This is a genomic window from Microlunatus sp. M237, from assembly GCF_056896895.1.
The window spans coordinates 22003-48025 of sequence record NZ_JBXHBL010000003.1 but is presented as its reverse complement, the minus strand read 5'-3'; the positions used below and the strand labels follow the sequence as shown (position 1 = coordinate 48025).

Genomic DNA, 26023 nt, shown 5'->3' with positions numbered 1-26023 from the left:
CCGGCATCGCTAGCGCGGAGGCAGCTCTGCGAAGGCACGCTCCAACCGCCGTCGGGACTGCTCGATGTGGCGACGCATCGCTTCCTCGGCTGCCGCGGGTGCCCGCTCCCGCAGTGCCGCGGTGATGTCCTCGTGCTCCCGGTTGGTCTCTTCCGCGATCCCGCGGACGAAGTAGAGCCGATAGAGATGTCGGTGTGCGCGCAGCCGCTCAATCCCCTCGGCGAGCAACGAGTTGCCACTTGCTGCAGCGATGATCGCGTGTAACCGAGCGTCCTCAACGGCGAAGTCGCGGCTGGTTTCCCGACTGCCCAACTCCGCGTTACTGGAGATCCGGCGCATCGCCTGAATAGAACTTTCCAGCGCCGCGATATCGGCCGGTTCAATGCGCTCAGCGGCACGGCCAGTCGCATACGGCTCCAGCAGGCTGCGCATCTCAAACAACCGGCGAAATCCGTCCGCGTCCAGCAGCGGGCTCGCGGTGTATCCCCGCAGCGGGACCTTCTGCACGAGACCTTCCGACTCCAACCGGGCCAACGCCTCGCGCACCGGGGTCGGGGACACGTCCAGATCGCGGGCGAGTGCATCGATTCCTATACGGCCGCCTGGCTCCAGGGTGTGGTCGATCAGCTGGGTCAGCACCGCTTCGTACACCGTGTCGGCGAGCACAGTGCGCACTGCCGACCGACCCTGCGTGGTGGCCGTGGTACGACCCTCCGGCGCAGACGCCGATTCGTCAACTGCCTCCTGCGAGCCCACACCAAACCTTCTCACGGAGTCACTGGGGCGTGCGAGACGCGGGGCATCGATCCCCACCTCCGTCGGCAGATCCTTCGCCGGAACCCTAGACAGCCCAGCCGGAAATTCCTATATCCTATATTATCCGACGATGAGAGGCAGATATGACCGCGATGACGTCCGACCCCGGGCACCTGGTGCAGGCTCAGCAACGAGGACTCACCCCCGAGGGCGAGTGGTTCCGACACGCAGGATTTGGAGTATTCATCCACTGGGACCACTGCAGCCAGCGCGGCATCGAGATCTCCTGGCCGCTGGTCGGTGTGTCGATCATTCCCGGGAAGGACGGTCCGGAAGCCGTCCTGGGCGTCGACGAGTATCACTCGACCGCGGCTACGTTCAACCCGGTGGAGTGGGACGCCGATCGCCTCGCGGCCGTCCTCCGAGACGCCGGTGCCACCTACGCCGTCTTCACTGCCCGCCACCATGACGGCTATAACATGTTCCACTCCGAGCACTCCGACTTCGGCATCGCCGATACGGCCTTCGGCCGCGACGTGACCGCCGAGTACACCGCCGCACTGCGCCGAGTAGGCATCCGCGTCGGCCTGTATTACAGCCTGCCTGACTGGCACCATCCGGACTATCCAGCCTTCACTGACGCCGATCGCCCGTACCGGCTGGGCATGGCGGACTCCGTCCCGAGTCCCTACCGGCGCCCGAGCCCTGAGGCGTGGCAACGCTATCTGGAGTACCTCCGTGGCCAGCTGACCGAGTTGCTCACCCGCTACGGGACCATTGACCTGCTCTGGTTCGATGGCCAGTGGGAACGTACCGAGGAGGAATGGACCGCGCGCGACCTCCGCGCCCTGATCAAGTCCCTCCAGCCCGATGTGGTGATCAACGGGCGGCTTCCCGGCAACGGCGACTACGAGACCCCGGAGCAGGGCATGCCCCGTCAGACCCCAGCTGGGCCGTGGGAGCTGTGCCTGACCATCGGGGAGTCCTGGGCGTACCGACCAGACGACACCGTGGTCAAGAGCACACGTTCCCTGGTCCGCACCCTGATCGAGGTCGTCGCCCGCGGCGGCAACCTGCTCCTCAACATCGGACCCACCGGCACCGGAGCACTGCAGCCGCAGCAGGTGGAGGCACTGCAGGGAATCGGTCGGTGGCTCACGGTGCACCGCGATAGCGTCCTCGGCGTCGATCCGGAGCCCACCGTGGAGTTCTACGGCCCGGTGACCCGCCGGGGCGACACGGTCTATCTCCACCTGGTCATGCTCCCGGTGGAGCACGTGGTGGTTCGCGGCCTGCCGGTCACCCGGGTGCGCCAGGTGCGGTTGCTGGCGACCGGCACCGACCTGGCGTACACGACGAACGTCGAGGTGCACGAGCTGCTCAAGGGTGCCGACGAGGTGACCGGCGAGCTGAGGATCAACGCCCCGACGCCGACCGGAGCGCTCGTCGACGTCATCGCGATCGAGCTGGCGGCACGCACATGAGCAGCTCGGCGGATATCGCCGACGCCAGCTGCGCTGATTCACCGGTCGTGCCGGACGGCGACCCGATCGTCCGTGCCCGCGCGTGGCTGTGCGACATCCCGGTTGAGGTCAAACGCACCGACGCGATGCAGAGCTTCGTCAAGCAAGAGACGATCTTCGTGGAGATCGAGACGGCCTCGGGCGTGGCCGGCCTCGGCTACTCCTACACCATCGGCACCGGCGGGGAGGCCGTGCTGAGCCTGCTGCGCTCGGCCCTGCTGGACAAGATCATCGGCCTGGACGTGCACCGTTACGAGGCCATCTGGATGGCCGCTCTCGACGTCACCAGGGCGACCACGACAGGGGTGCTGACCGCGTTGGCCCTGGCTGCCCTGGACACGGCCGTCTGGGACGCCCGAAGCCACGCTACTCAGCTGCCGTTGTGGCGGCTCGCCGGCGGTGCCCGGCCGGACGTGGCCGTCTACGACACCGAGGGTGGCTGGCTCCACCTGGACGGCGCGGCGCTCGTGGAGCAGGCTCTCGCCTCGAAAGGCCGGGGTCTGCATGGCGTCAAGATCAAGGTCGGGAAGCCGCGTGGTCACGAGGACGCCGAACGGCTGCAGGCGGTTCGTCAAGCCGTCGGCGACGATATGGACATCATGGTCGACGCGAACCAGAGCCTGACGGTGGCGGAGGCCAAACGACGAGCGGCCCTGTTTGAGCCGGTCGACATCTTCTGGTTCGAAGAGCCGTTGCCGGCTGACGACATCGGCGGCCACCGCGCACTTGCCGCGTCGACCAGCATCCCGATCGCGGTGGGCGAGAGCATGTACGCCCCGACCCAGTTCGCGGAGTACCTGCGACAGGGAGCAGCTGGGATCCTGCAGGTCGACGTCGCCAGGATCGGCGGGATCACGCCGTGGCTGAAGGTGGCACACCTCGCCGCCAGCTACAACGTGAAGATTGCCCCACACTTCCTGATGGAGCTTCATCTGCCCTTGGTGTGCGCCATCCCGAACGCCTTGTACCTGGAGCACATCCCGCAGTTGCGGGCGGTGATGACCGAGGAGATCCTGGTCCGCCAGGGGCGCGCAACGGCGCCGGATGTACCGGGGCTGGGCATCGCCTGGGACCGCGACGCTCTCACAGCGATGACCGTAGCTTGACCGCGCCGCGCCCACCGTTCCACACCAAGGCGGGATCATGCTTCACCTATTGACAATAGATCCGATCTTTAGTGATGCTGTACCCGCTGTCAGAGCCGACGCGAGACGAAGTGGAGCAAATGCGAATGATGTCATCTAACCAATCCAAGGTGGGGTCCTCCTCGAGCCTGTCTCGACGCACCTTCATGAAGGCGACTGCGGTGGGCGCCGGAGCAGTGGGCGTTCCCAGCTTGCTGGGCGCCTGCTCCTCCGACGGTGACGAGGGCCCGGTCACCCCCGAGGGCCTCGAGGGTGTGGAACAGGTCCAGTTCGGGCCGGAGACGCCCGGCGTACAGTATCCCGAGGGCTATGTCGGCCCTCGAGCCAGCGAGAAGAAGCCGTTCTCCGACGGCTCGAAGACCTTCAAAGTTGTCGTCCAGCAGGATGCCCAGATCGTCGGCGACTGGAACAAGAACAAGTTCAGCCAGTGGCTGGAGAAGCGTACCGGCCTGAAGGTCGAGTACCAGGCGGTGCTGATCCGCGGTTCGGACGGCTCGGTCGACCTGACCAAGATCAACGCCATGCTGGCCTCCGGCGATCTTCCCGACGCCTTCGTCGGCATCCCCTTCTCCGATGACCAGATCTCGCTCTACGGACAACAGGGCATCTTCGCTCCACTGGACGACTACATCGAGACCTACGCGCCCGAGATGCGTCGCCAGATGACCGACTATCCCGACTGGAAGGCCCTGATGGCGGCCACCGACGGGAAGACGTACCAGTTCCGCGGGATCAACGACTGCTACCACTGCCGCGTCAGCGACAGCCGTGCCTTCGTCAACAAGAAGTACCTGGACGCCGTCGGCGGCAAGATCCCGACGACGACCGAAGAGCTCCGGCAGTTGCTGCAGGCCATGAAGGACAACGACCCGAGCCCGAAGAAGAACCTCATCCCGTTCGCCGCCAACGTCAACAACCAGATCGACCGGTTCATCATGAACGCGTTCCTCTACAACCCGGGTGGTGACCAGAACGGCGGCTGGCTGCGGCTGGACAACGGCAAGGTCGACCTGGTGGCCAACAAGCCCGAGTGGCGCGAAGGACTGAAGTTCCTGCGCTCCCTCTTCGACGACGGTCTGCTGCCGCGTGACACCTTCACGATGCCCGACGAGGCGTTCCTCAAGGCCGGCAACCAGGGCCGACTCGGCTTCGTCCGCGCCTACTACTGGGGCAGCTTCGTCGACATCAACTACGACGAGGGCGCACTGTGGCGCGACTACGTCGCCGTGCCGCCGCTGAAGGGTCCGCAGGGCGTGGCCTACACCGCGTGGAACTACTACGGCTACCGCGGCGAGGGCATGGTCATCACCACCAAGTGCGCCAACCCGGAGCTGATGGTGCAGTGGGCCGACTACCAGATGGAGCTCGAAGGGTTGATGGGCGGCTACGGCGGCACCCAGGGCGACAACTGGGACTGGGCCAAGGCCGACACCAAGGGCATCAACGGCAAGCAGGCTGTGTTCGCGTTGCAGAAGTTCCCTGCCCCGCAGGGCGAGTCGTGGAGCCAGTACTCGATCATGTACCGGTCGAACGACTTCCGTCTGAGTCAGTACATCGATCCGAAGGCCCCTGACTTCGAGCGGGACCTCTACGAGGCCTCCACAGTGTACGAGCCGTTCAAGCAGCCGCAGGACTTCATGCTCCCGCCGCTGATCTTCGACGAGGCAGGCGCCGCGCAGAAGGCTGACACCGCCGTCTCCATCTACAACCACGTACGGCAAGGACTGGCCAAGTTCGCCGTCGGGGACCTGGACATCAACGACGACGCCGCCTGGAACGACTACGTAGCGAAGTTCGACGCCATGGGGCTGGAGCAGTATCTGCAGCTGCATCAGGAGGCGTACGACCGGCGGCCGAAGTAATGGCTGTCGCCGAGGCTGAGTCGGCCCGCGCAACTGCGCGGGTCGACCGCCCGATCCGAGAGCCCAAGTCCGACCGCGCGTTCTATGTGATCAACTACGTGGTGCTGGGCATGTTCACGTTGTCGGTGCTGTACCCGCTCATCTACGTGCTCAGCTCCTCGTTCTCCAGCGCCGCCGCGATCAACTCCGGCGCGGTCAAGCTCTGGCCGGTCGGTTTCAACACCGATGCCTACAAGACGATCCTGGCGTCGCCACAGTTGGTGACAGGCTTCGTGAACTCGATGATCTACGCGATCGTCGGTGGCCTACTCGGGACAGCGCTGACCATCCTGGCCGGCTACCCGCTGTCGCGGGACGACCTACCCTTCCGACGCCTGATCACGTTCTTCTTCCTGATCCCCACCCTGCTGTCCGCCGGTATCATCCCGACCTACATCGTGGTGCGCCAGCTGGGCCTGTTGGACACCCGGTGGGCGATCATCCTCCCCGGTGCGATGAGCGTCTTCAACATGATCATTACCCGGACGTTCTACAAGATGAACGTCCCCACCGAGATGCTTGAGGCAGCGCGGGTGGATGGGGCGTCGGACTTCCGGTTCTTCTTCCGGATCGCTTTGCCCCTCAGCAAGCCGATCATCGCCGTCAACTTGTTGTTCTACGGCATCGCCCAGTGGAACGGCTGGTTCTCGGCCTTCATCTATCTGACCGACGCCAACCTCTATCCACTCCAGCTCGTGCTGCGCGACATCTTGGCCCAGAGCGCCGTCAACCCGGCCCAGCTCGGTGGTCCTGACGTCGGCGAGCTGCTCCGCCGCAAAGAGCTGTTCGACAAGCTGAAGTACGCCCTGATCGTGGTGGCCATGGTGCCGCCGCTGATCGCCTACCCGTTCGTCCAGAAGCACTTCGTCAAAGGTGCCCTGATCGGTTCACTGAAGTAGGGACGCGATGACCACCACAGAGCTCATCACCGGTGTGGCGCCGCCGCCGGATGGCGGCAAGACACCACTCAGCGCAGCTCAGCGCAACGGCCTGGGTCGACGGATGCTGCGCAGCTGGCAGCTGTACGTCCTGCTGCTCCCCCCAGCCGTCTACGCCGTGCTCTTCCTGTACTGGCCGCTGTACGGTCTGCAGATCGCCTTCAAGAACTTCAGCGTCGCGAAGGGCATCACCGGCAGCGCCTGGGCCGGAACCAAGTATCTCGAGCAGTTCCTCACGTCGTATCAGTTCTGGCCGATCTTGAAGAACACCCTGATCCTCAACGTCTACGAGCTGATCGCCCTCTTCCCGCTGCCCATCGTGCTCGCGCTGCTGCTCAACACCGTCCGCAGCAGCAAGTTCCGCCGCAGCGTGCAGCTGATCACGTACGCGCCGCACTTCATCTCGACGGTGGTGGTGGTGGGCATCATCATCATGCTCTTCTCCCCCAACGGCGGCATCGTCAACCAGCTGATCAGTGGCCTGGGCGGACGCCCGGTCGACTTCCTCAGCGAGGATCTCTTCCGGCACACCTACGTCTGGTCCGGCGCCTGGCAGACCCTCGGGTACTCCGCGATCATCTACCTGGCCGCGTTGTCCGGTATCGACCCCCAGCTGCACGAGGCTGCCCGAGTGGACGGCGCCGGCATCATGCGGCGGATCTGGCACATCGATATGCCGGGCATCCTGCCGGTCACCATCACCTTGCTGATCCTCAACATGGGTTCGGTGCTCTCGGTGGGCTTCGAGAAGGTGCTGCTGATGCAGAACCCGCTGAACCAGAGCGTGTCGGAGGTGATCGACACCTACTCCTACCGGGTGGCCTTCGTCTCGGCCCTGCCGCAGTACTCCTACGCCACCGCGATCGGCCTGTTCAAGTCGGTCATCGCGTTGACCATGCTGCTGCTGGCGAACTGGCTCGCCCGCCGGGTGGCCAAGGAGAGCCTCTTCTGACCGCCCTCGACAGCGTGCCGCGCTAAGGTGACGCCGTGTCCGAGATGCCCTCTTTCGACCCGAACGGCCGCTTCTCCGAGATCATCGGCGTGGGCCATTACCAGCCCGAGCGGGTGATGACCAACGACGAGCTGGCCACGATGGTGGATACCAACGACGAGTGGATCCGGCAGCGGACCGGGATCCAGACCCGGCATCTGGCCGCCGAGGACGAGACAGTCACCGAGCTGTCGATCGCGGCCGCGCGGGCGGCATTGGCCGACAGTGGCCTGGCCGGCCCCGAGCTCGATCTGATCATCGTCGCCACCTGCACCGCCCAGGATCGCTCGCCCAATGTGGCCGGCCGGGTCTCGGTGGCAGTCGGCGCCGCTGGACCGGCGATCCTCGACGTCAACGTGGCGTGTTCCGGCTTCGTCCACGCACTGGTTCTCGCCGACCAGGCGATCCGGGCCGGGTCGGCCAACACGGCGCTGGTCATCGGCGCCGAGGAGCTGAGCGCCTTCACCGACTGGACCGACCGCAGCACCTGTGTCCTCACCGCCGACGCCGCCGGTGCTGTCGTCCTGGCCCGCAGCAGCGTCGAGGGGGTCAGCCGGGTGACCTGGGGTTCGGAGCCGGAGCTGGCCGGTGCCGTCCGGATCGAGGCGCCGAAGCTGACCTTCGAGCAGGAGGGCAAGTCGGTCTTCCGCTGGGCCATCAGCAAGGCGTCAGGACTGGCCCGAGACACCGTGGCCAGAGCCGGCTACGACCTCCCAGACATCGCCGCGCTCGTCTCCCACCAGGCGAACCTGCGCATCATCGAGCCGCTGGCGCGTCAGCTCGGGCTGGCCGACGACGCGATCGTGGCCACCGACGTCACCGTGTCCGGCAACACGTCGGCCGCCAGCATCCCGCTCGCCCTGTCCAAGCTGTGGCACGCCGGCGGGCTGGCGCCGGACGTGCCGGTGCTGCTGTTCGGCTTCGGTGGTGGCTTCGCCTACGCGGGCACCGTGGTACGGACGCCCCGCGCCCGCTGACCGGTCAGACCACCTCGTGCAGCCAGCGCACAGCGGCTCCATCGCCGGCGTAGCGGAACGGTTCGAGCTCGTCGTCCCACGGCTTGCCGAGCAGCTGGTCGAGGGAGGCCAACAGATCCTGGCCGCCGAGCGCGGCGGTCACCACTGCCTGCTTGATCCGGTCCTCCGGCACCATGATGTCGCCGTGGATGCCGGTGATGGCGTGGAAGACGCCGAGGGTCGGGGTGTAGGAGTAACGCTCGGCCTCGCTCGACCCGGTGGCCTCCTCGGTCGCCTCGAACCTGATCTTGCGCCACCCCTTGAGCGCACTCGTCAGCCGTGCTGCGGTGCCCACCGGACCCGTCCAGGAATATTCGCTGCGATAGGTGGAGCGCTCGATCGGCTGCGCGATCCAGTCCAGGGACGTGGGCGCGCCAAAGACGCCGCCGACGGCCCATTCGATGTGCGGGCACAGCGCAGACGGCGCCGAGTGGACGTACAAGACTCCACGTGTCGTACTCATCGATCCTCCAGTGCGAGACCAGACAGCGTGAGGGCTGCCTTCCCCGACATCCTCTGCGTCTGCCCGTACTGGTGAATCGTGACCCATTCTGCACCATCCACCTCACGAGCACCACACGTAGGACTCGTACAGTGGACGCCATGCCTCTTGCGAACTACGGCGCCTGGAAGTCCCCGGTCACGATCGACCACCTGACCTCGGCCACCGTCGGACTCAGCTCTCCCCTGGTCGACGGCGACGACGTCTACTGGGTCGAGTCGCGCGCGGACCAGGGTGGCCGGTCCAGTCTGTGGCGGCAGTCGGCCGACGCGGTCGCCACGGAGCTGAGTCCGGCGCCGTTCTCGGTCCGGAGCCGGGTGCACGAATACGGCGGCGGCGAGTACGCGGTCCGCGACGGGATCGCGGTGTTCTCCGACTTCGCCGACGGGCGCCTCTATCGCGTCGCCGCCGGCAGCACCCCCGTCGCCCTCACCCCGGCGCCCGCGACGCTCGGTGGTGACGTGCGCTTCGGTGACCTGCGGGTGCACCCGGACCGTTCGCTGGTGCTCGCTGTCCGCGAAGACCATCGCGGCTCGGGCGAGCCGGAGAACACCATCGTCGCCTTGGACCTGCACGGCGAGAACGCCGACGCCGGCCGGGTCCTGTGTCATGGGTCCGACTTCTACTCCACACCGGAGCTGTCGGCAGCCGGGCAGCTGGCCTGGGTGCAGTGGGACCACCCCGCCATGCCGTGGGACGTGACGACCCTGTGCGTGGGCGAGCTGACCGACGCCGACCTGAGCGGGACGCGAGTGGTCGCCGGCGGGGACGCCGAGTCGGTGCTCCAGCCGCGGTGGACCCCGTCGGGCACTTTGCTGTTCGTCTCCGACCGCAGCGACTGGTGGAACCTCTACGCCGATGACGGCGATCGCCAGTGGCCGCTGCACCCGGGCGACGCGGAGTTCTGCGGTCCGCAGTGGGCGCTCGGCGACAACCCGTACGCGGTGATCGACGACGACCAGGTGCTCTGCACCTGGAGCCGCAACGGTGCTACCAGCGTGGGCCGGCTGACCCTGTCCACCGGCGAGCTGACCCGGCTGGACCCGGGCGTCGGCGCGACGGCGGTGACATCGAACTCTCAGCTGGCCGCGGCCCTGCTGAGCTACGAGGACCGGCCGCGCACGCTCAGCCGGCTGGACCTGGCCCAGAACCGCTGGACCGAGATCCGGCGGGCCTCGGACGTGAGCCTGCCGGCGGACCTGGTGTCGGTGGCGCAGCCGGTGTCCTGGTCAAGCGCGGCAGGCCCCGTGTACGGCTGGTACTACCCGCCCACCAACCCGGACTTCACGGCGCCGGACGGGACGCTGCCGCCGCTGCTGACCACGTCGCACGGCGGCCCGACGTCGTTCTCGCCGGCCACCTTCGCCATCGGCGTGCAGTACTGGACCAGCCGCGGGTTCGCCGTCCTCGACGTCAACTACGGCGGCAGCACCGGCTACGGGCGCCGTTACCGCGAGCGACTGAAGGGCGCCTGGGGCCTGGTGGATGTCGCTGACTGTGCGGCCGGGGCGCTGGCCATGGGTGAGCAAGGGCTCGCCGACCCCGACCGGCTGGCCATCCGGGGCGGCAGCGCGGGCGGCTACACCACCTTGCGGGCGCTGACGGCGACCGATGTGTTCGCGGCCGGGATCAGCTCGTACGGGGTCGGAGACCTGGCTGCGTTGGCCGCCGACACCCACAAGTTCGAGTCGCGCTATCTCGACGGGCTGGTCGGTCCCTATCCCGAGGCCCGCGACGTCTACCGCGACCGGTCCCCCATCTCCCACGTCGACCAGCTCAGTGCACCGATCCTGCTGCTGCAGGGATCAGTGGACCGGGTGGTCCCGCTGAACCAGGCGGAGACGATGGCCGCTGCCGCGCGGGCCAAAGGGCTGCCGGTGGCGCTGCTGGTGTTCGAAGGCGAAGGACACGGCTTCCGCCGGGCGGAGAACATCCGGTCCTCGATCGAGGCGCAGCTGTACTTCCTCGGCCGGGTGTTCGGCTTCACCCCGGCCGACGAGCTGGTGCCGATCGAGATCGAGAACCTGTCCTAGTCGTCGCCGAGGTCGGCCGGCGGTCGGGCGCCGAAGATCGCGGTGCCGACCCGTACCACGGTGGCACCGTGCGCGATGGCGAGCTCGAGGTCTCCCGACATCCCCATCGAGAGCTCGTCATAGGTGCCCGGAGCCTTGTCGAGGTTGCGGAGCCGCTCCTGCAGCTCCTGCATCCGGACGAAGCAGGCACTCACCTCGGCGGCGTCATCGGAGGCGACGGCCAGCGTCATCAGCCCGCGGACCCGCAGGTACTGGTACTGGCGCATCGAGAGCGCGAACTGCTCGACGTCCTCGGGGTCGAGACCGAACTTGGAGTCCTCACCGGAGGAGTTCACCTGCAGGTAGACGTCGAGGTAGCGAAACGCGTTGCCCAACCGCCGGTCGAGCGCCTCGGCCACCTTGGCGGAGTCGAGCGCGTGGAACTCGCTGGCGTACTGGGCCACCTGCTTGGCCTTGTTGGTCTGCAGGTGCCCGATCACTGCCCATCGAAGATCGGCCAGCCCGCCCAGCTGCTCGGCCTTGTCAGCCAGCTCCTGCGCCTTGCTCTCGCCGAACATCCGCTCACCGGCGTGGTAGGCCTCGGTGATCAGCTCCGCAGAGTGGGTCTTGCTGACCGGGAGCAGCCGGACCGAGGCCGGGTCGCGGCCGGCGTCCTCGCAGGCCCGGCCAATCCGATGTCGTACGGTGGCCAGGTTGTCTGCGATGGTGCCCATCCCTTGACCCTAGTGCAGGCCCCGACCCGGGTGGTGACCCGCCTACGGCCAGCGCGCGCCGAGGGAGATGACACCCAGAGCGGCCAGGAAGGCGAACAACAGACCGGCGCCGGCGTAGCGGCCTGACACCTCGCGCTTCACTGCCTCTTTGCCCACCGACGAGCGGATGTCCTTGTAGACGTCCTTCAGCTCCCCCGCCGAGGTGGCCGAATACGCCTCACCACCGGAGATCTTCGCCACCCGGGCCAGCTCGGCGTGGTCGACCGGCACCGGTTCGCGGCGACCGCTGACCTCGATGAACCCGTTCTCGGTGCCGTACGCGATGGTGTAGATCGGCACCTTCTCCTCCTTGGCGACCCGGGCGGCCTGGTCGGCGGGTCGACCGACCTGGGTCTTGCCGTCGCTGAGCAGCACGATCCGGGCCGGGACCACCGCCTCGGGGTCGTCGGGGTCCGGTGGCAGCTGGGTCAGTGCGGCAAGTGAGGTGTAGATGCCCTCGCCGATCGCGGTCGACGGCTGCAGCTGAAGCGCGTCGATGGCGGCGGTGACGGCGCCGCGGTCCAGCGTCGGCGGCACCAAGGTGGTGGCGGTGCCGGCGAAGGACACCAGCGCCACGTTGAACCGCGGCGGCAGGGACGTGACGAACTCGCTCGCCGCCGTCTTGGCCGCCTCCAGCCGGTTCGGCTCCACATCCGCAGCCTCCATCGACAACGACACGTCGATGGTGACCACGATCGTGGCCCGCTCACGCTGTTCCATCACCTCGTCCTGCGGTTTGGCGAAGGCCAGCGTGAGGGTCAGCAGACTGAGGATGGACAGCCCCACGGCGAGGTGCCGCTTCCACGCCGTCTCCCGCGGGATGACCAGGTCGAGCATCGTCCGGCCGACCTGCTGGGCGCGGTTGCGCTTGCGCTGCACCAGCCACAGGTAGAGACCGACGAGCGCCGGGATGAGCAACAGCAGCCACAGCCGCGACGGTCGCTCGAAGGTGAGCAGCGGGAGGAGCTGGAGGACGCCGGCGGTGCTCACGGCCACCTCGCACCCAAGGAGATGGCGCCGAGCGCGGCCAGCACGGCGAAGGCCAGCCCGTAGCCCGCGAACCTGGCGGTGATCTCACGCTCCGCCTTCTCGTAGCCGACCTCGGAGCCGATGTTCTCGTAGACCCGCTCGAGCTGGGAGGCGCTGGCCGCGGCGAAATACTCCCCGCCGCTGATCTGGGCGATCTCCTTCATCTGGGTGTGGTCCACCGGGACGGGTTCTCGCTTGCCGTCCAGGTCGACGTAGCCGTTCTCGGTGCCGTAGGCGATCGTGTAGATGGGAACCTTGGCGTCGCGCGCCTCGGCGGCGGCCTGCTGCGGCGCGCGGCCGACGGTGTTGGACCCGTCGCTCAGCAGCACGATGGCACCGGGCGCGACGGAGTCTGGCTTGTCCGGATCCTTGGGTGCTTGTTGGAGCGCGCGCATCGCGGTGGCGATGCCTTCGCCGATGGCGGTGGACTCCTGCAGCCGGATGCCGTTGATCGCGTTCTCCACTGTGTTGTGGGCCAGTGTCGGCGGCACCAGCACCGAAGCGCTACCGGCCATCGAGACGACCGAGACGTTGTACTTCTCGGGCAGGTCCGAAACGAACTTCACCGCCGCGGCCTTGGCCGCATCGAGCCGGCTCGGCTTCACGTCGGTCGCCTCCATGGACAGCGACGCGTCGATCACCAGCACAACGGTAGCGCGCTCGCGGGGGACGTCGATGGTGGTCTTCGGCCGCGCGAACGCCACGGTCAAGGTGACCAGCGACAAGATGGACAGGGCCACCGCGACATGGCGGCGCCACTGCGACTGCCGGGGGATCACCACATCCAGCATCGAGGTGTTGGTGAACCGCATCCCGCGCCGGTTCTTGCGCCGGCTGGCGAAGATGTAGGCCGCGATCAGCAGCGGGATCACGAGCAGCACCCACAGTCGACCGCCGTTGAGGAAGGCGAGCTGCGGCAACAGCTGGGGACTCACTTGGCCACTCCCTGGGGTGGTGCGTGCAGCATGCTCGCCACCCGACGATAGGCCAGGACGAACCTGGCGATGTCCTGCACCCAGTCACGGTCGGTCCGCAGCTGGATATGTCCGACACCAGCACGACGAAGAGCGATCCGGATTCGTTCCCGCTGAGCGGCGCTGGCGGCGTCCATCCGGGCCCGGGCGTTCGGATCAGCGGTGTTCACATAGCGCTCGAAGCTCGTCTCCGGGTCGCGGATCAGCATGTCGCCGACATCGGGGAACTCGATCTCGCGGCGATCCACGACCTCGATGGCGAGCACCTGGTTGCGGACCGCGAGACGACGCATCGACCGTTCCCACTCCGGCTCGACATTGGGGTCCAGCTCGTGGTCACCGGGTGAGAGGAAGTCCGAGACGATGACCCGCAGGCCGCGACGGCGCTGGGTCCTCGACAGCTGCTCGACGGCATCGGCCAGCGTCATCGAGCCCCGGGCATGGTCGGGCACGAACGGCTCGTTCAGCATGCTGCGCAGCAGGCCGTACAGTGCGGACCGACCGGAGCGCGCCGGCAGCCGCCGCAGCGAGTCCGGCCGCATCAGATAGCCGCCGAAGCGGTCACCCATCCGCTGGCTGAGGAACCCGATGGTGGCGATCGCGGCGATCCCGAGGTCGCGCTTGGTGACGCCCTCGGTCCCCCAGTTCATCGACGGGGTGACGTCCAGCAGTCCCCAGACCTCCAGCTCGCGGTCGGCCATGGTGTCGCGGACGTACGGCACGGTGGTCCGGGCGGTCACGGCCCAGTCGATCTTGCGTACGTCGTCCTCGCCCGGACGGTAGACCCGGGCATCGTTGGCGTCGGAGCCCGGACCGGGCAGCAGGCCGAGGTGGTCGCCGTGCAGGAACCCCTCCAGCCGGCGCACGATGGTCAGCTCGAGCCGACGCAGCGCCGCCTCGGGGGCAAGCTTGTTGAGCGGGATGGTGGCCCGCATCGGCATCCCCACGACCGAGCCGACGGCACCCAGCTCCGCAGCAGGTACGGACGGCGCGGCTTCGGGGGGCGGGAACCCGGGCGGCGGGTAGCCCGGCGGCGGATAGCTCACAGGCGCCTCAGTGGAAGTCGGGCTGGGGCTGGCCGTGGTTGCGGCTGGGCTGCTGCTGGGACGAGGAGTTGTTCCAGACGGGGGTGGGCGGGGGCACCATGGCGATGATCCGCTCGACCACCTGGGCCGGCTCGATGTTGTCGGCCACCGCGTCGAAGCCGAGCACCAGCCGGTGCGCCATCACGTCCTTGGCCACCGACTGCACGTCGGTCGGCAGCACGTAGTCCCGGCCGTGGATCAGGGCGAGCGCGCGGGCCGCAGAGACCAGGCCCAGCGTGGCGCGGGGCGAGCAGCCGATCTGGATCACGGAGGTGAGGTCGGGCATGTTGAACTCGGCCGGCGTCCGGGTGGCCAGCACCAGGCGGACGATGTACTCGGCGACCAGGTTGTGCACGAAGACGTCGGAGGCCTTCCGCTGCAGCTGCAGGATGAGGTCCGGGTTGAGGATCGGCTGCGCGCTGGGCGGGTCGACGCTCATCCGCCGCAGGATCTCGAACTCCTCGTTCCCGCGCGGGTACGGCACATCCACCTTGAGCAGGAACCGGTCGCGCTGCGCCTCGGGCAGCGGATAGACGCCTTCGGACTCGACCGGGTTCTGGGTCGCGATCACGATGAACGGCTGCGGCGCCGGGTGGGTCTGGCCACCGATCGAGACCTGCTTCTCCGCCATCAGCTCCAGCATCGCCGACTGCACCTTCGCCGGGGCGCGGTTGATCTCGTCGGCGAGGACGAAGTTGACGAAGACCGGGCCGAGCTCGACGTCGAACCCTTCCTCGCTGGCCTTGTAGATACGAGTACCGACGATGTCGGAGGGGACCAGGTCGGGGGTGAACTGGATCCGGGCGAACTCGCCGCCGACCACCGTGGCGAAGCTGCGCACGGCGAGCGTCTTGGCAACCCCGGGCACGCCCTCCAACAGGCAGTGGCCCTTGGCCAGCAGAGCGACCATCAACTGCTCGACCATGTGCTCCTGGCCGACGATGACCCGCTGGACCTGGGCGATGGCCTCACCCAGCAACCGCGCAGCCTGCTGGTTGCTCAGCCCCTGTCCGGACGGCTGAGCATGGCTGGTGGTGGGACTGGTCACTCACTTCTCCCTGTCGCGTGCGCTTGGACATGCCGTACTGACGTCTGCCGAACGATGACCCCCGTCGACCGACCGCGGCGGACTCGAAGATACCCGCCCGCCGGGGCAGAACCCCTCAATTGTCGCAGACCCCGTACGCCGACCCTGCGACGCTGGTACCGAGTCGCGCCACAGACCACGAGCCCGGGCCGTGGAGCGCCGTTGCCGTAATGACGCGGCGATGTGGTGAGATTGGGGCGATGTCATCGCCCGCACCGCCGCCCGAGCCGCCGAACGGGCAGGACTACGTCCCGGTCAGCCCCCTGGTCGCCGAGGACCCACCCAAGATCGGCGACTTCTGGCTGGACGCTCGGCTGACGGCCGCGGCGTCGGGCGTGGTCTACACAGCCCACACCGCCGACAACGTCCCGGCGATGGTCATTCTGCTGTCCGAGGGCGCGGCCGCTGATGCCGCTGCCCGGGACCGGCTGGCCGGGGTGATCAACGCCATGCACATCGACACGGTGCTCGCGCGGGGCGGCCAAGGGCAGGACCAGGGTCGGCTCAGCCGCAAGTTCACCGGCACCGGTGACGAGCCGGTAGCCCCCGACGAACGCCCGGAGGCTCCGTGGGCGGCGCTGGCCTACGACGGGTCCCCCGCCGCTGCGCGGGAGGCCGCCCGGGTGCTGGACGAGGTGCAGCTCGCCAGCCTCGCCCCACAGGGGGCACCGTCGGGCCCTGACTACCGGCACTACTGGATCGACCGGATCCGCCCCGGCCTCGCCCGCCTGTGGCCGTTGCCGTGGCCCGGTCGCTACGACCACGCCGGCTGGCGCACCATCTTGGTGTCCTGGCTGCTGATGATGCTGCTGGCCGCGCTCGCTGTGCTGATCGCGATCCTGATCTTCCGCAACCAGCCGCCGCAGACCCCACCGCCACCCACGGGCGGCTCCGGCAGCCCACCACCGCAGTCGAGCTCGCCGTCGCCGCAGTCAGGCTCGCCGTCGCCCCAGTCGGGTTCGCCCTCGCCCCAGTCCGGCTCACCCTCGCCCCAGTCGGGTTCACCGTCGCCGACCGGTGGCTCACCGTCGCAGACCCCATCCATGTCGGGCTCCCCCTCGTCCGGCTCCCCGTCACCGAGCGGGACCGAGTCCGGTGGCGGGTCGCCATCTCCCTCGGGGACGGAGTCCGGCGGCGGTGGCAACACTCCGGGGTCGAAGCTGTGATGGCCGCCGTCCCTCGGCTGATCGTCTCCGACCTCGACGGGACGTTCCTGTCGCCGGACGGCACCGTCAGCGCGCGCAACTCCGCAGCCGTGCAGGCTGCGCAGTCCGCCGGCATCCCGGTGTTGTTCGCGACCGGCCGCCCGGTGCGCTGGCTGGACGTGATCGCCGATCTGCCGGGGGCGCACCCGACGGTGATCAGCAGCAACGGTGCGGTGCTCTACGACCTCGGCAGCCGGGAGATCGTCGACCAGATCAGCGTGGACCCGGCCGTGGCCGTGACGGCGATCCAGCAGATCCAGGCGGCTGTGCCCGGCGTGGCGTTCGGCTTCGAGACGGGCCACCGGTTCGGTCACGAGCCCGCCTACCGCCTCCCGCATGATGCGGTCCGCGAGGACCCCGCCGTCTACAGTGCACCGCTGGATCAGATCGTTCGCGGCGATGGCTTCGTCAAGCTGCTCGCGCAGCACCTCAGCATGGCTGCGGACGAGCTGCTGGAACGGGTCCGCGACGTGGTCGCGGAGACGCTCACAGTGACCCATTCCGCCACCGGCGTGGTGGGGCTGGTCGAGCTCAGTGCCCCCGGGGTGAGCAAGGCGTCGATGCTGCGGCGCTGCTGCGAGCGGCTCGGCATCGCCGCGTCCGACGTGGCCGCCTTCGGCGACATGCCCAACGACCTCGAGATGCTCACCTGGGTCGGCCAGCCGCACGTCGTGGCCAACGCCCATCCCCTGCTGCACGACCTGCCGGTCACCGTGGTGCCCGGCAACGACGACTCCGGCGTGGGTCGCACGATCGAGGCCTGGCTTCGGTGAACCGCGCCCTCCGCGGCATCGCCGTGGTCGTCGCGCCCGTCTTCTTGGCGCTGTGGGTCGGTGCCACCACCTTCCCCGGCGGCACGATGTTCTTTCCCTGGCGACCGCAGATGGTGGATCTCGACGTCTACCGCCGAGCGGGTGGCACCCTGCTGGCCGGCGGCGACATCTACGCGCTGCCGGGCTCGCTGCCGTTCCTGTATCCACCGTTCGCCGCGCTCCTCGCGGCGCCGATGGCACTGCTGCCCTCCCCCCTGGTGCAGGTGCTGTGGACCGCCGCCGGTGCGCTGGCGGTGGTGGCCATCCTGCACCGGTTCGGACTGACCGGCTGGCCGCTCAGCCTGGTGGCCAGCGCTGCGGTGTACTTCGTCGAACCGGTCACCCAGTCGCTGGCCTTCGGTCAGGTCGGCATCGTGCTGGTCGCGTTGGTGGTGCTCGACCTGGTGCCCGGCCCCCGGGCGCTGCCTGGGCGCCGGCTGCTCCCGGTCGGGGTCCTGACCGGGCTCGCGGCCGCCATCAAGCTGACCCCGGCCATCTTCTGGCTCTACCTGATGGCGGCCCGTCGCTACCGCGACGCCACGGTGGTGCTGGTCACCGCCGTTGCGGCCACCCTCGTGACGGCGATCATCGCCCCGCGGGTCTCGGCCGACTTCTGGGGCCGGCTGGTGCGCGGCGACACCGGGCTCGGCATGAGCATCATCTACTACACGAACCAGTCGGTGGTGGCGGATGTGATCCGGATCTTCGGCGTCACGGCGGCGGTGTCGGCCGCAGCGCTGCTGCTGGCCGGCGTCATCGCCGTCCTCGGCTGCTGGGCGGCGGTGGCGTGGCACCGCCTCGACGACGTACCGCTGGCGGTGTCGCTGTGCGGGATCGCCGGGCTGCTGGCCTCACCGGTCTCGTGGTCCCACCACTTCGTCTGGGTGCTGCCGTTCGCGCTGTGCCTGTGGGGGTCGCCGTATCGGAACCGGATCACCCCACCTCGACCTGACTGGTTCCTGGTCCTCGGCTGGGTCTTCGTCGGCTGGGTCGTGGCTGCACCGTTTCGCCGGCTGCCGAACGGCGGCAACGTCGAGCTGGAGTGGCGCTGGTACGAGCAGGCGCTGGCCACCACGACCGCCGCGCTGGGCACCGCGGTCGTGGTCTCGGCTCTCATTCTCGCCCGCCGGATCAGCCGGGCCTCACGAGCGATGGCCGGCGTGCCCGCTCAGGGATAGCGCGCGCCGCGGAAGTTCAACCGCAGGAGATACAACGAGGTGGTCGCGGTCAGGAACAAGAAGTTGTTCTGCCGGCCACCGAAGGTGAGGTTGGCGGTCACCTCGGGCACCCGGAGCTCGCCGAGCAGGCTGCCGTCCGGGTGGTAGCAGTGCAGACCGTCGTCGGCCGCTCCCCAGAGCCGACCCTGGTCGTCGAACCGGATGCCGTCGTAGCCGCGCGGGTCGGCCGCGAACACCTCGCCTCCGGTGAGCCGGCCGTCCGCCCGGTCGAAGACGCGAATGTGGTGCTCCTCGCTGTCGACCACGAACAGCCGGTCCTCCGCGGCGGAGAAGGCCAGGCCGTTCGGCTGGGTGAAGTCGTCGGCTACCACGGCCAGCTCGCCATCCGGAGTTCGTCGATAGACGTACTGTCCGTCGACCTCCTGCTCGGCTGCGTGGCCCTCGTAGTCACTACGGATGCCATAGTTCGGGTCGGTGAACCAGATGCTGCCGTCGGCGGTGGTCACCACGTCGTTGGGGCTGTTGAGCCGTGCGCCGTGGAAGCGGTCGGCCAGCACGGTGACCGAGCCGTCGTGCTCCAGCCGCGTCAGCGACCGGGTTCCGTGCTGACAGGTGACGAAGCGTGACTCGCGGTCGAGCGTACGGCCGTTGGCGAAGGCGTCGTCGGACGACGTGAACTCGGCCACCTGGTGGGTGACCTCGTCGTAGCGCAGCACCCGGTCGTTGGGGATGTCGCTGAACAGGCAGAACCGTCCGGCGGCGTGGTACGCCGGTCCTTCCAGCCACCGGCCGCCGCGGAACGGCACCTCGAAGAAGCGGTCGCCGCTGGTGCCGGCGAACCGCGGGTCGTGCACCACAAACTCCGCAGGGATGCGCTCAGATCCCCGCCCAGACACGGTTCCAGTGGTCGCGGTTCCATTGGTCACGGTTCCAGTGGTCACGGTTTCATCAGGCAACAGCGTCCAGCTCCTTCGTCAGGTCAAAGGTCGTGCCGTGGTGAAGTTGATGTCAGCCCAGATCTTGCTGCACCGACACCTCCACCGATGTTCGGCTCACGGACTGCTGCCGGACCGACTCAAGGCGTGCCCACTCTAGATCCCTGAGCCCGGGATTCTTCGCCGGCGCCACCGACACACGCGACTGGGCGCAGATGGCGGCGTCGCCAGGAGATCCGGGAGCATACTGGCCGGCATGGACCAGCCGTTGGCGCCGCGCGATGCGACGCTGCGGTACGGCTGGTGGCTGGCGGTGGCGGCCGTTCTGGTGCTGGCCTTCTTGGCCCGTTTCATCCCGACCTATCGCGGCAACGGCCTGTTCGGTCTCGGGAACTACGACGACACCGTCTACTACTCCTCCGCTGTCGGCCTGGTCAACGGTCGGTTGCCGTACGCCGACTTCCTGCTGCTGCACCCGCCGGGCATCACCGTCGCCCTGGCCCCGTTCGCGCTGCTCGGTCGCCTCACCGAGGACAGCCTCGGACTCGCCGTCGCCCGGTTGGCCTGGATGGCGCTCGGAGCGGTGAACGCGGCCCTGGCCATGGCGGCCGTCCGTCGGCTGGGGCGGGTGGCCGCAGTCTTCGCCGGACTGGCGTACGCCCTGTTCCATCCGGCGATCTACAGCGAGCATCTGACGCTGTTGGAGGGTCCGGCCAACACCTTGCTGCTGCTCGCCCTGGTGATCGTCCGCCCCCGCCCCCGGCGCCCGTACCCGAGCGACCGCAGGCTGTTGCTGGCCGGGATCATGCTCGGGCTGGCCGCCGGCATCAAGATCTGGGGCGTGGTCCCGGTCCTCGTTATGGCCGGCTACTACCTGGTGGTCACCGGCCGGTCCGGGGACTGGGGCGCCGGTCTGCGGCGGGCGGGGTGGATGGTGCTCGGCGGCGTGATCGGTGCGTCCGCCGTCTGTCTGCCCTTCTTCCTGGCCGCGCCGAGGGCCATGTGGCGCTACGTCGTCGCCGACCAGTTGGGTCGCCGCCGGGACGGCGAGTCCGTTGCCTTCCGGCTCAACTCGCTCACCGGTCTGCGGCTGTGGTCGTTGCCGGAACGCTTCAGCGTCATGCTGCTGCTGGTCCTGCTGGCGTGCGCGGTGATCGTCGTGCTGGCTTGGCGAACGCGCCAGGGACGGCTGCCGGCGGTGCTGCTGGCGGTGCTGACCGGGATGCTTCTGGTCACACCGTCGTGGTTCCTCCACTACACCGGGTTCATCGCTCCCCCGTTCGCTGTGGTCTTCGGCGCCGGCGCGCACCAGCTGATCGTGCTGCTGCGCCGTCGATCTCGCGCGCTGGGGCTCGCAGTCGCGGCCGGGCTGGTCGCGCTGGTGCTGCTCCTGGCCCTCCCATTGACCGACTACACCCGAGGCGCCACCTTCCCGGGCAAGACGTTGGGCGCAGCGGTGGCAGACCTTCCCGGCTGTGTCACCGCCGACGACGCCGGCGCGTTGATCGCGATGAACGTGCTGAGCCGCAACCTCCAGCGCGGCTGCCGGTTCGAAGCCGACCTCGGCGGCCATTCCTACGACAAGCCGGAAGGCGGGTCGCGACGCAACAACCGCCAGTGGCAGGCGTACGCCCTGAGCTACCTCCGCTCGGGTGAGGCGAGCATCGTGGTGCGCTACAACCGCAGAGCCGGCTTCTCCGACCGGACCGCCGACACCATCGCCGACTGGCCGGTGCTGAAGAAGGCCGGCAAATACCGCCTCCGGATCCCCCAGCCCTGACCTGGAACGGGCTCGCTTCAGCCGCGGCGCAGCATGGCCGCGATCTCGTCGGCGAACTCCACCTCGGAGTCATCCACGGGCTGGTAGTCGATCACCTCGCGGGCGTTGGTGATGCTCCAGAACTTCCGCGCGTTGTCGGAGACGCCGTAGAAGATCTGGAACGGCACCCCGAACTTGTCGTCCAAGCTGGCTGCCTCGATCGACTTCACGAACAGCTGCTGGAGATCACGCTCGCTGATGTAGCCGGCGATGTCGCGAAGGTACTGCTTCAGCGGCCGGTCGGCGAAGCTCGCCGCCGAGATCCGGCGGGGGGCCACAATCCGGATCATCGCCACCTCGACCGAGGTGCCGAGCGATCCGCAGGCGTAGAGGAAACCCAACGACTCGTACGCTGCCTTCGCCCAGCCGTAGAAGCTGTCGGGCCGCGGGTAGTCCTCTGGGCCGACCCGGTCGATCCGACCCGCGTAGTAGGGCTGCTCGTACCACTTCGAGGCCTGATTGGTGCTGGCACAGACCACGCGTTGCACGTCGGTCTCCGACGCCACGTCGAGCAGCCGCTGCGCGAGGTCGACGTTGCGCCGCTCACTGGCGTAGCCGTCGCCGCTGAGATAGCCGCAGTGCACGATGGTGTCGATCCCACCGCAGAGCTCGATCAGCGTGGACCGGTCGGCCTCCAGCAGGTCGACCACCTGCACTCCGTCGACGGGTGCGCCGTCGCGGTCGGTGGCGCGGACATCGACCAGGGTGAGGTCGTAGCGGTCCCGGAACGCGGGCAGCAGCTGACCTGCGACTGTCCCGGCTGCCCCGGTGAGCAGGACTGAATGACGGCGGATCACCATGCCTTTAACCCTTCACGAATCCTTTGAGCCCGGTTGAGCTCGTCGGCCACCAAGAGCCCGTAGGTGAAGCCGTTGTGGCCTTCGTCGGTGCCGATCCGGGCCGCGAGCCCTCTCAGGTAGTCCGCGCTGACTGTAGCGTCCTGGTGCTCTCCGAGGTCGGTCTGCAGGTGCTTGCCCCGCGAGATGATCTTGCTGGCGCTGCTTCCCAGGGCCGGTTCCGCGAGCTCGGCGGCGTACCGCAGCCGCTTCGCGGCCTTGCGGGCTCGATGGAGCTGCTCGGGGTCGCGCCCGGCTCCTTTCAGCCGTTTGGCCAGCTTGCGGCGCGCCTTCTTCAGGTAGGCCTTGGCGTTGGTCGCCGGCTCCGCCGCGGCCTCGGTGAGCGGCGGGTCGTAGCGCCATCGGTGCAGCGACTCCAGCAGGTCCCGGTAGCGGTCGGTGGCCATCGCTGCGGTGACGTGCGCCAGTCGCTCCTTCCGCTCGCCGGCGAGGTCCGTCTCGACCTGGGCACTGACCGGGCCAAGGACGTACTCGGCGGGCAGGGCGGCGATCTGCGCGGCGAGCCGCTCGGCCAGCACGTCGCAGTCGCGGACGTGACCGAGCAGACCTGCGTACCAGACCAGCTCGGGCTCGAGCGCGGCGACGGCGTCAGAGTCGAACACGTCGGCAAAGGTCTTCAGCGTGCTCCGCAGCCGCCGGACAGCCACTCGACTGGCGTGGACCGTCGGCCGGCCCAACCGGAGCCCGAGGTCCCCGGCGACGACGGCGTCGCACTGCGTCGCCACGTAGGCCGAGACCAGACCACCGAGCGTGTCCAGGTCCGGTTCGCTGCTCTCCAGCGGCCCGCCGAGAGCTCGCTGCACCTTGCTGGCCAGGGCGGAGCGTCGCGCGCCGGCGGCCAGCAGCCGGTCGCCGATGGTGGTCAGCATCTCCTCGGTGCCGGCCGGCCCGATCTCGACCTCGATCTCGCGCCACTCCTGCACAGTCGACTCGGCGCCCAGCGTGGCCGTGCGGACATGATCATCGGCGACCTCGCAGACCAGCTCATCGGCCGGGCTGAGAAAGCGGGTGACGTGCCGGGTGGTGGAGATGGTCGCCGTCGGCTCCAGCTCGTGGCCGCGGGTGACGCCGGCAACGGCGTCGACGAGCGTACGTGGCACCGTCTTGTGCCGAGACCCGCTCTGCACCTCCGTCCGCGCCTTCCCGGCCGGGACCTTGAGATGCCAGCCGGCATCACTGCCACCTATTCGGCGGCGCAGCGTCACCCGCGCTCGGCGCAGGTCGGACCCGGCGGTGTCGTAGTAAGTCGCCTCCAGCTCGTGGGTGGCGACCTCGATCCGCTCTCCGTCGCCTCCCAGGTCGCTCAGATCCGGAAGGACGAATCCCGGGTCGACGTCGAACTTGTCCTCGCGCTCCAGCTGTAGTCGGACCATCGCCCCATTCTTGCAACTCTAGGATGGCGCCATGATCAGGGTCGGAATATCGGGGTGGAACTATCCCCGGTGGCGCAAGTCGTTCTATCCCGTTGGCCTGGTGCAACGCGAAGAGCTGCGCTATGCGGCGGAGCGGCTCAACTCGATCGAGATCAACGGCTCGTTCTACTCCCTACAGCGCCCGACGAGCTATGCGTCCTGGTATGCGCAGACCCCCGACGACTTCGTCTTCGCGGTGAAGGGCGGACGGTTCATCACCCACCTGAAGAAGCTGGCCGGAGTGGACACCGCACTGGCCAACTTCTTCGCCTCCGGCGTGCTGGCGCTCGACGGCAAGCTCGGACCGCTGCTGTGGCAGTTGCCGCCGAACCTGGGGTTCGACCGGGAGCGGCTGACTGCCTTCTTCTCGCTGCTGCCGCGTACCGCCGGCGAGGCAGCCGCGCTCGCCGCCGGCCATGACGCCAGGGTGCCCGAAGACCGCGCCCTGGTGACGGCTGCTGACCCCAGCCGGCCGCTGCGGCACTGCCTGGAGGTTCGCCACGCCAGCTTCTTGGACCCGGACTTCGTCGCGGTCTGCCGCGAGCACGACATCGCGATCGTGGTCGCCGACACCGCGGGCCGGTGGCCGGTGATCAAGGAGCTGACCTCGGACTTCTGCTACGTCCGGCTGCACGGCGACGTCGAGCTCTACACCAGCGGCTACACCCCCGAGGCCCTCGACCGATGGGCCGCGGAGATCACTGCCTGGTCAGAGCTGGGTCAGGACGTGTACGTCTATTTCGACAACGACGTGAAGGTGCGGGCGCCGTTCGACGCGATGGAGCTGCTGGCGCGGGTGCGCTGACGCGGGCAAGGATGCTCAAGATTGCTCAGCGTCATGGCCGCGAGTCCCGGGAGCTGCTTGCGGCACACTGAGGCCATGACGGACGCGGGAGCGGTGTATCTGGGTGGCGGCGGCTCGGCCGACGACGAAGGTCTGCTGTGGCAGGAGATGGTGCGCGACGGTGACCGAGTCCTCTACTGGCCGGTCGCGCTTCCGGTCGAGAGACATCCGTCGGCGCTGGCCTGGCTGACCGGCGCGCTCGGCTCCTCGGTGAGCGTGGCGATGTGGTCGCTGCTGGATGGGCGTACGGCGGACGAGCTCACCGCCTTCGACCTGCTGATGGTCGGCGGTGGCAACACGTACGCGCTGCTGGACTCGGTGCGACGTGCCGGTCTTTGCGACGCGGTGGGTCGGTTCCTGGCCGGCGGCGGGCGGTACTACGGCGGCAGCGCCGGGGCGGTGCTGGCCGGGGCCGACATCGACACCGCCGCGGCCATGGATCCCAACGACGTCGGCCTCACCGCCACCACGGGTCTGGGCCTGGTCGGCCCGTACGCCGTGCTGCCGCACGCACGTCGTGATCGGGTGACCGCGATAACGCCCTGGGCGGTGGAGCGCGGGATCCCGGTGCTCTGCCTGCCCGAAGCCGGCGGCGCGGTGGTGCACGGGTCCGGCGGGCGCCTCGTTGGCCCAGCTGGGTCGTGGCGGATCGACGCCGACGGGACCGTCAGCCAGCTCGCTCCGGGCTCCGTGATCGACCTCGGCTGACGCTCAGGAACGCGGCAGTGGGACCAGCTCGGCTCCGATGAGCGCGCCGTCCGCGACAGTCAGGATGCCCAAGGTGCCGTACGGCTGGCGTCGCTTGTCAGTGGGCGAGCCGGGGTTGAAGATCCGCAGGTCCCCCTCGGTCACGTCCATCGGGATGTGCGAATGTCCGAAGATCACCAGCTCCGCCGACGGGAACCGCTGCCGTAGCCGACGGACCCGGCCGGCGGCCGGACCCGAGTCGTGGATCATCGCCGTACGTACCCCGCCGAGATCGAACTCGATGGTCTCGGGGGCGCCCCAGTGGGCGACCTCCGGGCGATCGTTGTTGCCCATCACGACGGTGACCGGCGCGAACTGCTCGAGCTCGGTGAGGACCTCGGCGGTGCAGACGTCGCCGGCGTGCAGGATACGGTCCGCGCCCTCGAGCTGAGCGGCGACGGCCGGCGGGCAGCCCTTCCAGAACCGTGGGCTGTGAGTGTCGGAGAGGACGACGACGCGCATGCAGCCATCTTCGCAGGGCT

24 protein-coding genes are annotated in these 26023 nt (G+C 68.5%); 13 read left to right on the top strand and 11 right to left on the bottom strand.

All coding sequences use genetic code 11. The features are described from left to right. Window positions 1-9: 9 nt before the first annotated feature. Window positions 10-675, bottom strand: coding sequence for a GntR family transcriptional regulator (locus AC1XX3_RS11320; protein WP_483321229.1), 666 nt, complete (start codon window positions 673-675; stop codon window positions 10-12). Window positions 676-899: 224 nt separating this feature from the next. Between AC1XX3_RS11320 and AC1XX3_RS11315 the strand changes: the two genes are divergently transcribed. The 6 genes from AC1XX3_RS11315 to AC1XX3_RS11290 all read left to right on the top strand — a co-directional run bounded on the left by AC1XX3_RS11315 (window position 900) and on the right by AC1XX3_RS11290 (window position 8231). Continuing rightward, window positions 900-2240 (top strand): alpha-L-fucosidase, encoded by a 1341-nt coding sequence (locus AC1XX3_RS11315; protein ID WP_483321228.1) that lies wholly within the window; start codon window positions 900-902, stop codon window positions 2238-2240. After that, window positions 2237-3385: a mandelate racemase/muconate lactonizing enzyme family protein gene (locus tag AC1XX3_RS11310; protein WP_483321227.1), complete on the top strand. Its 1149-nt coding sequence runs from the start codon at window positions 2237-2239 to the stop codon at window positions 3383-3385. The genes AC1XX3_RS11315 and AC1XX3_RS11310 overlap by 4 nt, the downstream gene beginning before the upstream one ends. A gap of 74 nt (window positions 3386-3459) precedes the next feature. Then, window positions 3460-5286, top strand: coding sequence for a twin-arginine translocation signal domain-containing protein (locus AC1XX3_RS11305; RefSeq protein WP_483321226.1), 1827 nt, complete (start codon window positions 3460-3462; stop codon window positions 5284-5286). Beyond that, a complete protein-coding gene (locus tag AC1XX3_RS11300; RefSeq protein ID WP_483321225.1) occupies window positions 5286-6224 on the top strand; it encodes a carbohydrate ABC transporter permease in 939 nt (312 codons plus the stop codon). The genes AC1XX3_RS11305 and AC1XX3_RS11300 overlap by 1 nt, the downstream gene beginning before the upstream one ends. A gap of 7 nt (window positions 6225-6231) precedes the next feature. Beyond that, window positions 6232-7215, top strand: coding sequence for an ABC transporter permease (locus AC1XX3_RS11295; RefSeq protein WP_483321224.1), 984 nt, complete (start codon window positions 6232-6234; stop codon window positions 7213-7215). Between the two features lie 44 nt (window positions 7216-7259). Next, entirely contained in the window at window positions 7260-8231 is a 972-nt protein-coding gene (locus AC1XX3_RS11290; RefSeq protein WP_483322087.1) for a beta-ketoacyl-ACP synthase 3, read from the top strand. A gap of 4 nt (window positions 8232-8235) precedes the next feature. Here AC1XX3_RS11290 and AC1XX3_RS11285 read toward each other — a convergent pair whose 3' ends face one another. Beyond that, entirely contained in the window at window positions 8236-8733 is a 498-nt protein-coding gene (locus AC1XX3_RS11285; RefSeq protein WP_483321223.1) for a DUF3145 domain-containing protein, read from the bottom strand. Window positions 8734-8873: 140 nt separating this feature from the next. On the opposite strand from AC1XX3_RS11285, the gene AC1XX3_RS11280 reads away from it, so the two are divergent. Further along, window positions 8874-10805 carry a prolyl oligopeptidase family serine peptidase gene (locus tag AC1XX3_RS11280; protein ID WP_483321222.1) on the top strand — a complete coding sequence of 644 codons (1932 nt, stop codon included), beginning with the start codon at window positions 8874-8876 and terminating at the stop codon, window positions 10803-10805. Here the strand turns inward: AC1XX3_RS11280 and AC1XX3_RS11275 are convergent. The 5 genes from AC1XX3_RS11275 to AC1XX3_RS11255 form a co-directional block, all read right to left on the bottom strand. Beyond that, window positions 10802-11518, bottom strand: coding sequence for a YggS family pyridoxal phosphate-dependent enzyme (locus AC1XX3_RS11275; RefSeq protein WP_483321221.1), 717 nt, complete (start codon window positions 11516-11518; stop codon window positions 10802-10804). The two genes, AC1XX3_RS11280 and AC1XX3_RS11275, sit on opposite strands and share 4 nt — an antisense overlap. Before the next feature lie 42 nt (window positions 11519-11560). Further along, window positions 11561-12547 (bottom strand): VWA domain-containing protein, encoded by a 987-nt coding sequence (locus AC1XX3_RS11270; RefSeq protein ID WP_483321220.1) that lies wholly within the window; start codon window positions 12545-12547, stop codon window positions 11561-11563. Then, window positions 12544-13521, bottom strand: a complete 978-nt coding sequence (locus AC1XX3_RS11265; RefSeq protein WP_483321219.1) for a VWA domain-containing protein — start codon at window positions 13519-13521, stop codon at window positions 12544-12546. The genes AC1XX3_RS11270 and AC1XX3_RS11265 overlap by 4 nt, the downstream gene beginning before the upstream one ends. Beyond that, window positions 13518-14501: a DUF58 domain-containing protein gene (locus AC1XX3_RS11260; RefSeq protein ID WP_483322086.1), complete on the bottom strand. Its 984-nt coding sequence runs from the start codon at window positions 14499-14501 to the stop codon at window positions 13518-13520. Before AC1XX3_RS11260 ends, AC1XX3_RS11265 begins: the two co-directional genes overlap by 4 nt. Before the next feature lie 112 nt (window positions 14502-14613). Beyond that, window positions 14614-15693 carry an AAA family ATPase gene (locus AC1XX3_RS11255; protein WP_483321218.1) on the bottom strand — a complete coding sequence of 360 codons (1080 nt, stop codon included), beginning with the start codon at window positions 15691-15693 and terminating at the stop codon, window positions 14614-14616. Window positions 15694-15932: 239 nt separating this feature from the next. On the opposite strand from AC1XX3_RS11255, the gene AC1XX3_RS11250 reads away from it, so the two are divergent. The 3 genes from AC1XX3_RS11250 to AC1XX3_RS11240 are packed head-to-tail and all read left to right on the top strand — an operon-like array spanning window position 15933 to window position 18927. Further along, window positions 15933-16898, top strand: a complete 966-nt coding sequence (locus tag AC1XX3_RS11250) for a hypothetical protein (protein ID WP_483321217.1) — start codon at window positions 15933-15935, stop codon at window positions 16896-16898. After that, window positions 16898-17710: an HAD family hydrolase gene (locus AC1XX3_RS11245; RefSeq protein WP_483321215.1), complete on the top strand. Its 813-nt coding sequence runs from the start codon at window positions 16898-16900 to the stop codon at window positions 17708-17710. Before AC1XX3_RS11250 ends, AC1XX3_RS11245 begins: the two co-directional genes overlap by 1 nt. Continuing rightward, window positions 17707-18927: a glycosyltransferase 87 family protein gene (locus tag AC1XX3_RS11240; RefSeq protein ID WP_483321214.1), complete on the top strand. Its 1221-nt coding sequence runs from the start codon at window positions 17707-17709 to the stop codon at window positions 18925-18927. The genes AC1XX3_RS11245 and AC1XX3_RS11240 overlap by 4 nt, the downstream gene beginning before the upstream one ends. On the opposite strand, the gene AC1XX3_RS11235 is transcribed toward AC1XX3_RS11240, so the two are convergent. Further along, window positions 18918-19781 carry an SMP-30/gluconolactonase/LRE family protein gene (locus AC1XX3_RS11235; RefSeq protein ID WP_483321213.1) on the bottom strand — a complete coding sequence of 288 codons (864 nt, stop codon included), beginning with the start codon at window positions 19779-19781 and terminating at the stop codon, window positions 18918-18920. The genes AC1XX3_RS11240 and AC1XX3_RS11235 overlap by 10 nt on opposite strands. Window positions 19782-20118: 337 nt before the next feature. Between AC1XX3_RS11235 and AC1XX3_RS11230 the strand changes: the two genes are divergently transcribed. After that, complete coding sequence (locus AC1XX3_RS11230) at window positions 20119-21642, top strand: glycosyltransferase 87 family protein (RefSeq protein WP_483321212.1); 1524 nt, start codon at window positions 20119-20121, stop codon at window positions 21640-21642. Between the two features lie 17 nt (window positions 21643-21659). On the opposite strand, the gene AC1XX3_RS11225 is transcribed toward AC1XX3_RS11230, so the two are convergent. Both AC1XX3_RS11225 and AC1XX3_RS11220 read right to left on the bottom strand, forming a co-directional pair. Then, window positions 21660-22481, bottom strand: a complete 822-nt coding sequence (locus AC1XX3_RS11225; protein ID WP_483321211.1) for an NAD-dependent epimerase/dehydratase family protein — start codon at window positions 22479-22481, stop codon at window positions 21660-21662. Beyond that, on the bottom strand, window positions 22475-23911 hold the full coding sequence (locus tag AC1XX3_RS11220; RefSeq protein WP_483321210.1) for a CYTH and CHAD domain-containing protein: 1437 nt from the start codon (window positions 23909-23911) through the stop codon (window positions 22475-22477). The genes AC1XX3_RS11225 and AC1XX3_RS11220 overlap by 7 nt, the downstream gene beginning before the upstream one ends. Before the next feature lie 31 nt (window positions 23912-23942). Between AC1XX3_RS11220 and AC1XX3_RS11215 the strand changes: the two genes are divergently transcribed. Further along, window positions 23943-24755: a DUF72 domain-containing protein gene (locus AC1XX3_RS11215; protein WP_483321209.1), complete on the top strand. Its 813-nt coding sequence runs from the start codon at window positions 23943-23945 to the stop codon at window positions 24753-24755. 75 nt (window positions 24756-24830) lie between these two features. Continuing rightward, window positions 24831-25502: a Type 1 glutamine amidotransferase-like domain-containing protein gene (locus tag AC1XX3_RS11210; protein WP_483321208.1), complete on the top strand. Its 672-nt coding sequence runs from the start codon at window positions 24831-24833 to the stop codon at window positions 25500-25502. Between the two features lie 3 nt (window positions 25503-25505). Here the strand turns inward: AC1XX3_RS11210 and AC1XX3_RS11205 are convergent, their stop codons facing one another. After that, window positions 25506-26003, bottom strand: coding sequence for a metallophosphoesterase family protein (locus AC1XX3_RS11205; protein ID WP_483321207.1), 498 nt, complete (start codon window positions 26001-26003; stop codon window positions 25506-25508). Between the last annotated feature and the right edge of the window lie 20 nt (window positions 26004-26023).

What these genes read in the sequence shown, in the direction of transcription:
- AC1XX3_RS11315 (WP_483321228.1), top strand. Translation starts at nt 900, where the DNA reads ATGACCGCGATGACGTCCGACCCCGGGCACCTGGTGCAGGCTCAGCAA.
- AC1XX3_RS11310 (WP_483321227.1), top strand. Translation starts at nt 2,237, where the DNA reads ATGAGCAGCTCGGCGGATATCGCCGACGCCAGCTGCGCTGATTCACCG.
- AC1XX3_RS11305 (WP_483321226.1), top strand. Translation starts at nt 3,460, where the DNA reads ATGCTGTACCCGCTGTCAGAGCCGACGCGAGACGAAGTGGAGCAAATG.
- AC1XX3_RS11300 (WP_483321225.1), top strand. Translation starts at nt 5,286, where the DNA reads ATGGCTGTCGCCGAGGCTGAGTCGGCCCGCGCAACTGCGCGGGTCGAC.
- AC1XX3_RS11295 (WP_483321224.1), top strand. Translation starts at nt 6,232, where the DNA reads ATGACCACCACAGAGCTCATCACCGGTGTGGCGCCGCCGCCGGATGGC.
- AC1XX3_RS11290 (WP_483322087.1), top strand. Translation starts at nt 7,260, where the DNA reads ATGCCCTCTTTCGACCCGAACGGCCGCTTCTCCGAGATCATCGGCGTG.
- AC1XX3_RS11285 (WP_483321223.1), bottom strand. Translation starts at nt 8,733, where the DNA reads ATGAGTACGACACGTGGAGTCTTGTACGTCCACTCGGCGCCGTCTGCG.
- AC1XX3_RS11280 (WP_483321222.1), top strand. Translation starts at nt 8,874, where the DNA reads ATGCCTCTTGCGAACTACGGCGCCTGGAAGTCCCCGGTCACGATCGAC.
- AC1XX3_RS11275 (WP_483321221.1), bottom strand. Translation starts at nt 11,518, where the DNA reads ATGGGCACCATCGCAGACAACCTGGCCACCGTACGACATCGGATTGGC.
- AC1XX3_RS11260 (WP_483322086.1), bottom strand. Translation starts at nt 14,501, where the DNA reads ATGCCGATGCGGGCCACCATCCCGCTCAACAAGCTTGCCCCCGAGGCG.
- AC1XX3_RS11250 (WP_483321217.1), top strand. Translation starts at nt 15,933, where the DNA reads ATGTCATCGCCCGCACCGCCGCCCGAGCCGCCGAACGGGCAGGACTAC.
- AC1XX3_RS11245 (WP_483321215.1), top strand. Translation starts at nt 16,898, where the DNA reads ATGGCCGCCGTCCCTCGGCTGATCGTCTCCGACCTCGACGGGACGTTC.
- AC1XX3_RS11230 (WP_483321212.1), top strand. Translation starts at nt 20,119, where the DNA reads ATGGACCAGCCGTTGGCGCCGCGCGATGCGACGCTGCGGTACGGCTGG.
- AC1XX3_RS11225 (WP_483321211.1), bottom strand. Translation starts at nt 22,481, where the DNA reads ATGGTGATCCGCCGTCATTCAGTCCTGCTCACCGGGGCAGCCGGGACA.
- AC1XX3_RS11220 (WP_483321210.1), bottom strand. Translation starts at nt 23,911, where the DNA reads ATGGTCCGACTACAGCTGGAGCGCGAGGACAAGTTCGACGTCGACCCG.
- AC1XX3_RS11215 (WP_483321209.1), top strand. Translation starts at nt 23,943, where the DNA reads ATGATCAGGGTCGGAATATCGGGGTGGAACTATCCCCGGTGGCGCAAG.
- AC1XX3_RS11210 (WP_483321208.1), top strand. Translation starts at nt 24,831, where the DNA reads ATGACGGACGCGGGAGCGGTGTATCTGGGTGGCGGCGGCTCGGCCGAC.
- AC1XX3_RS11205 (WP_483321207.1), bottom strand. Translation starts at nt 26,003, where the DNA reads ATGCGCGTCGTCGTCCTCTCCGACACTCACAGCCCACGGTTCTGGAAG.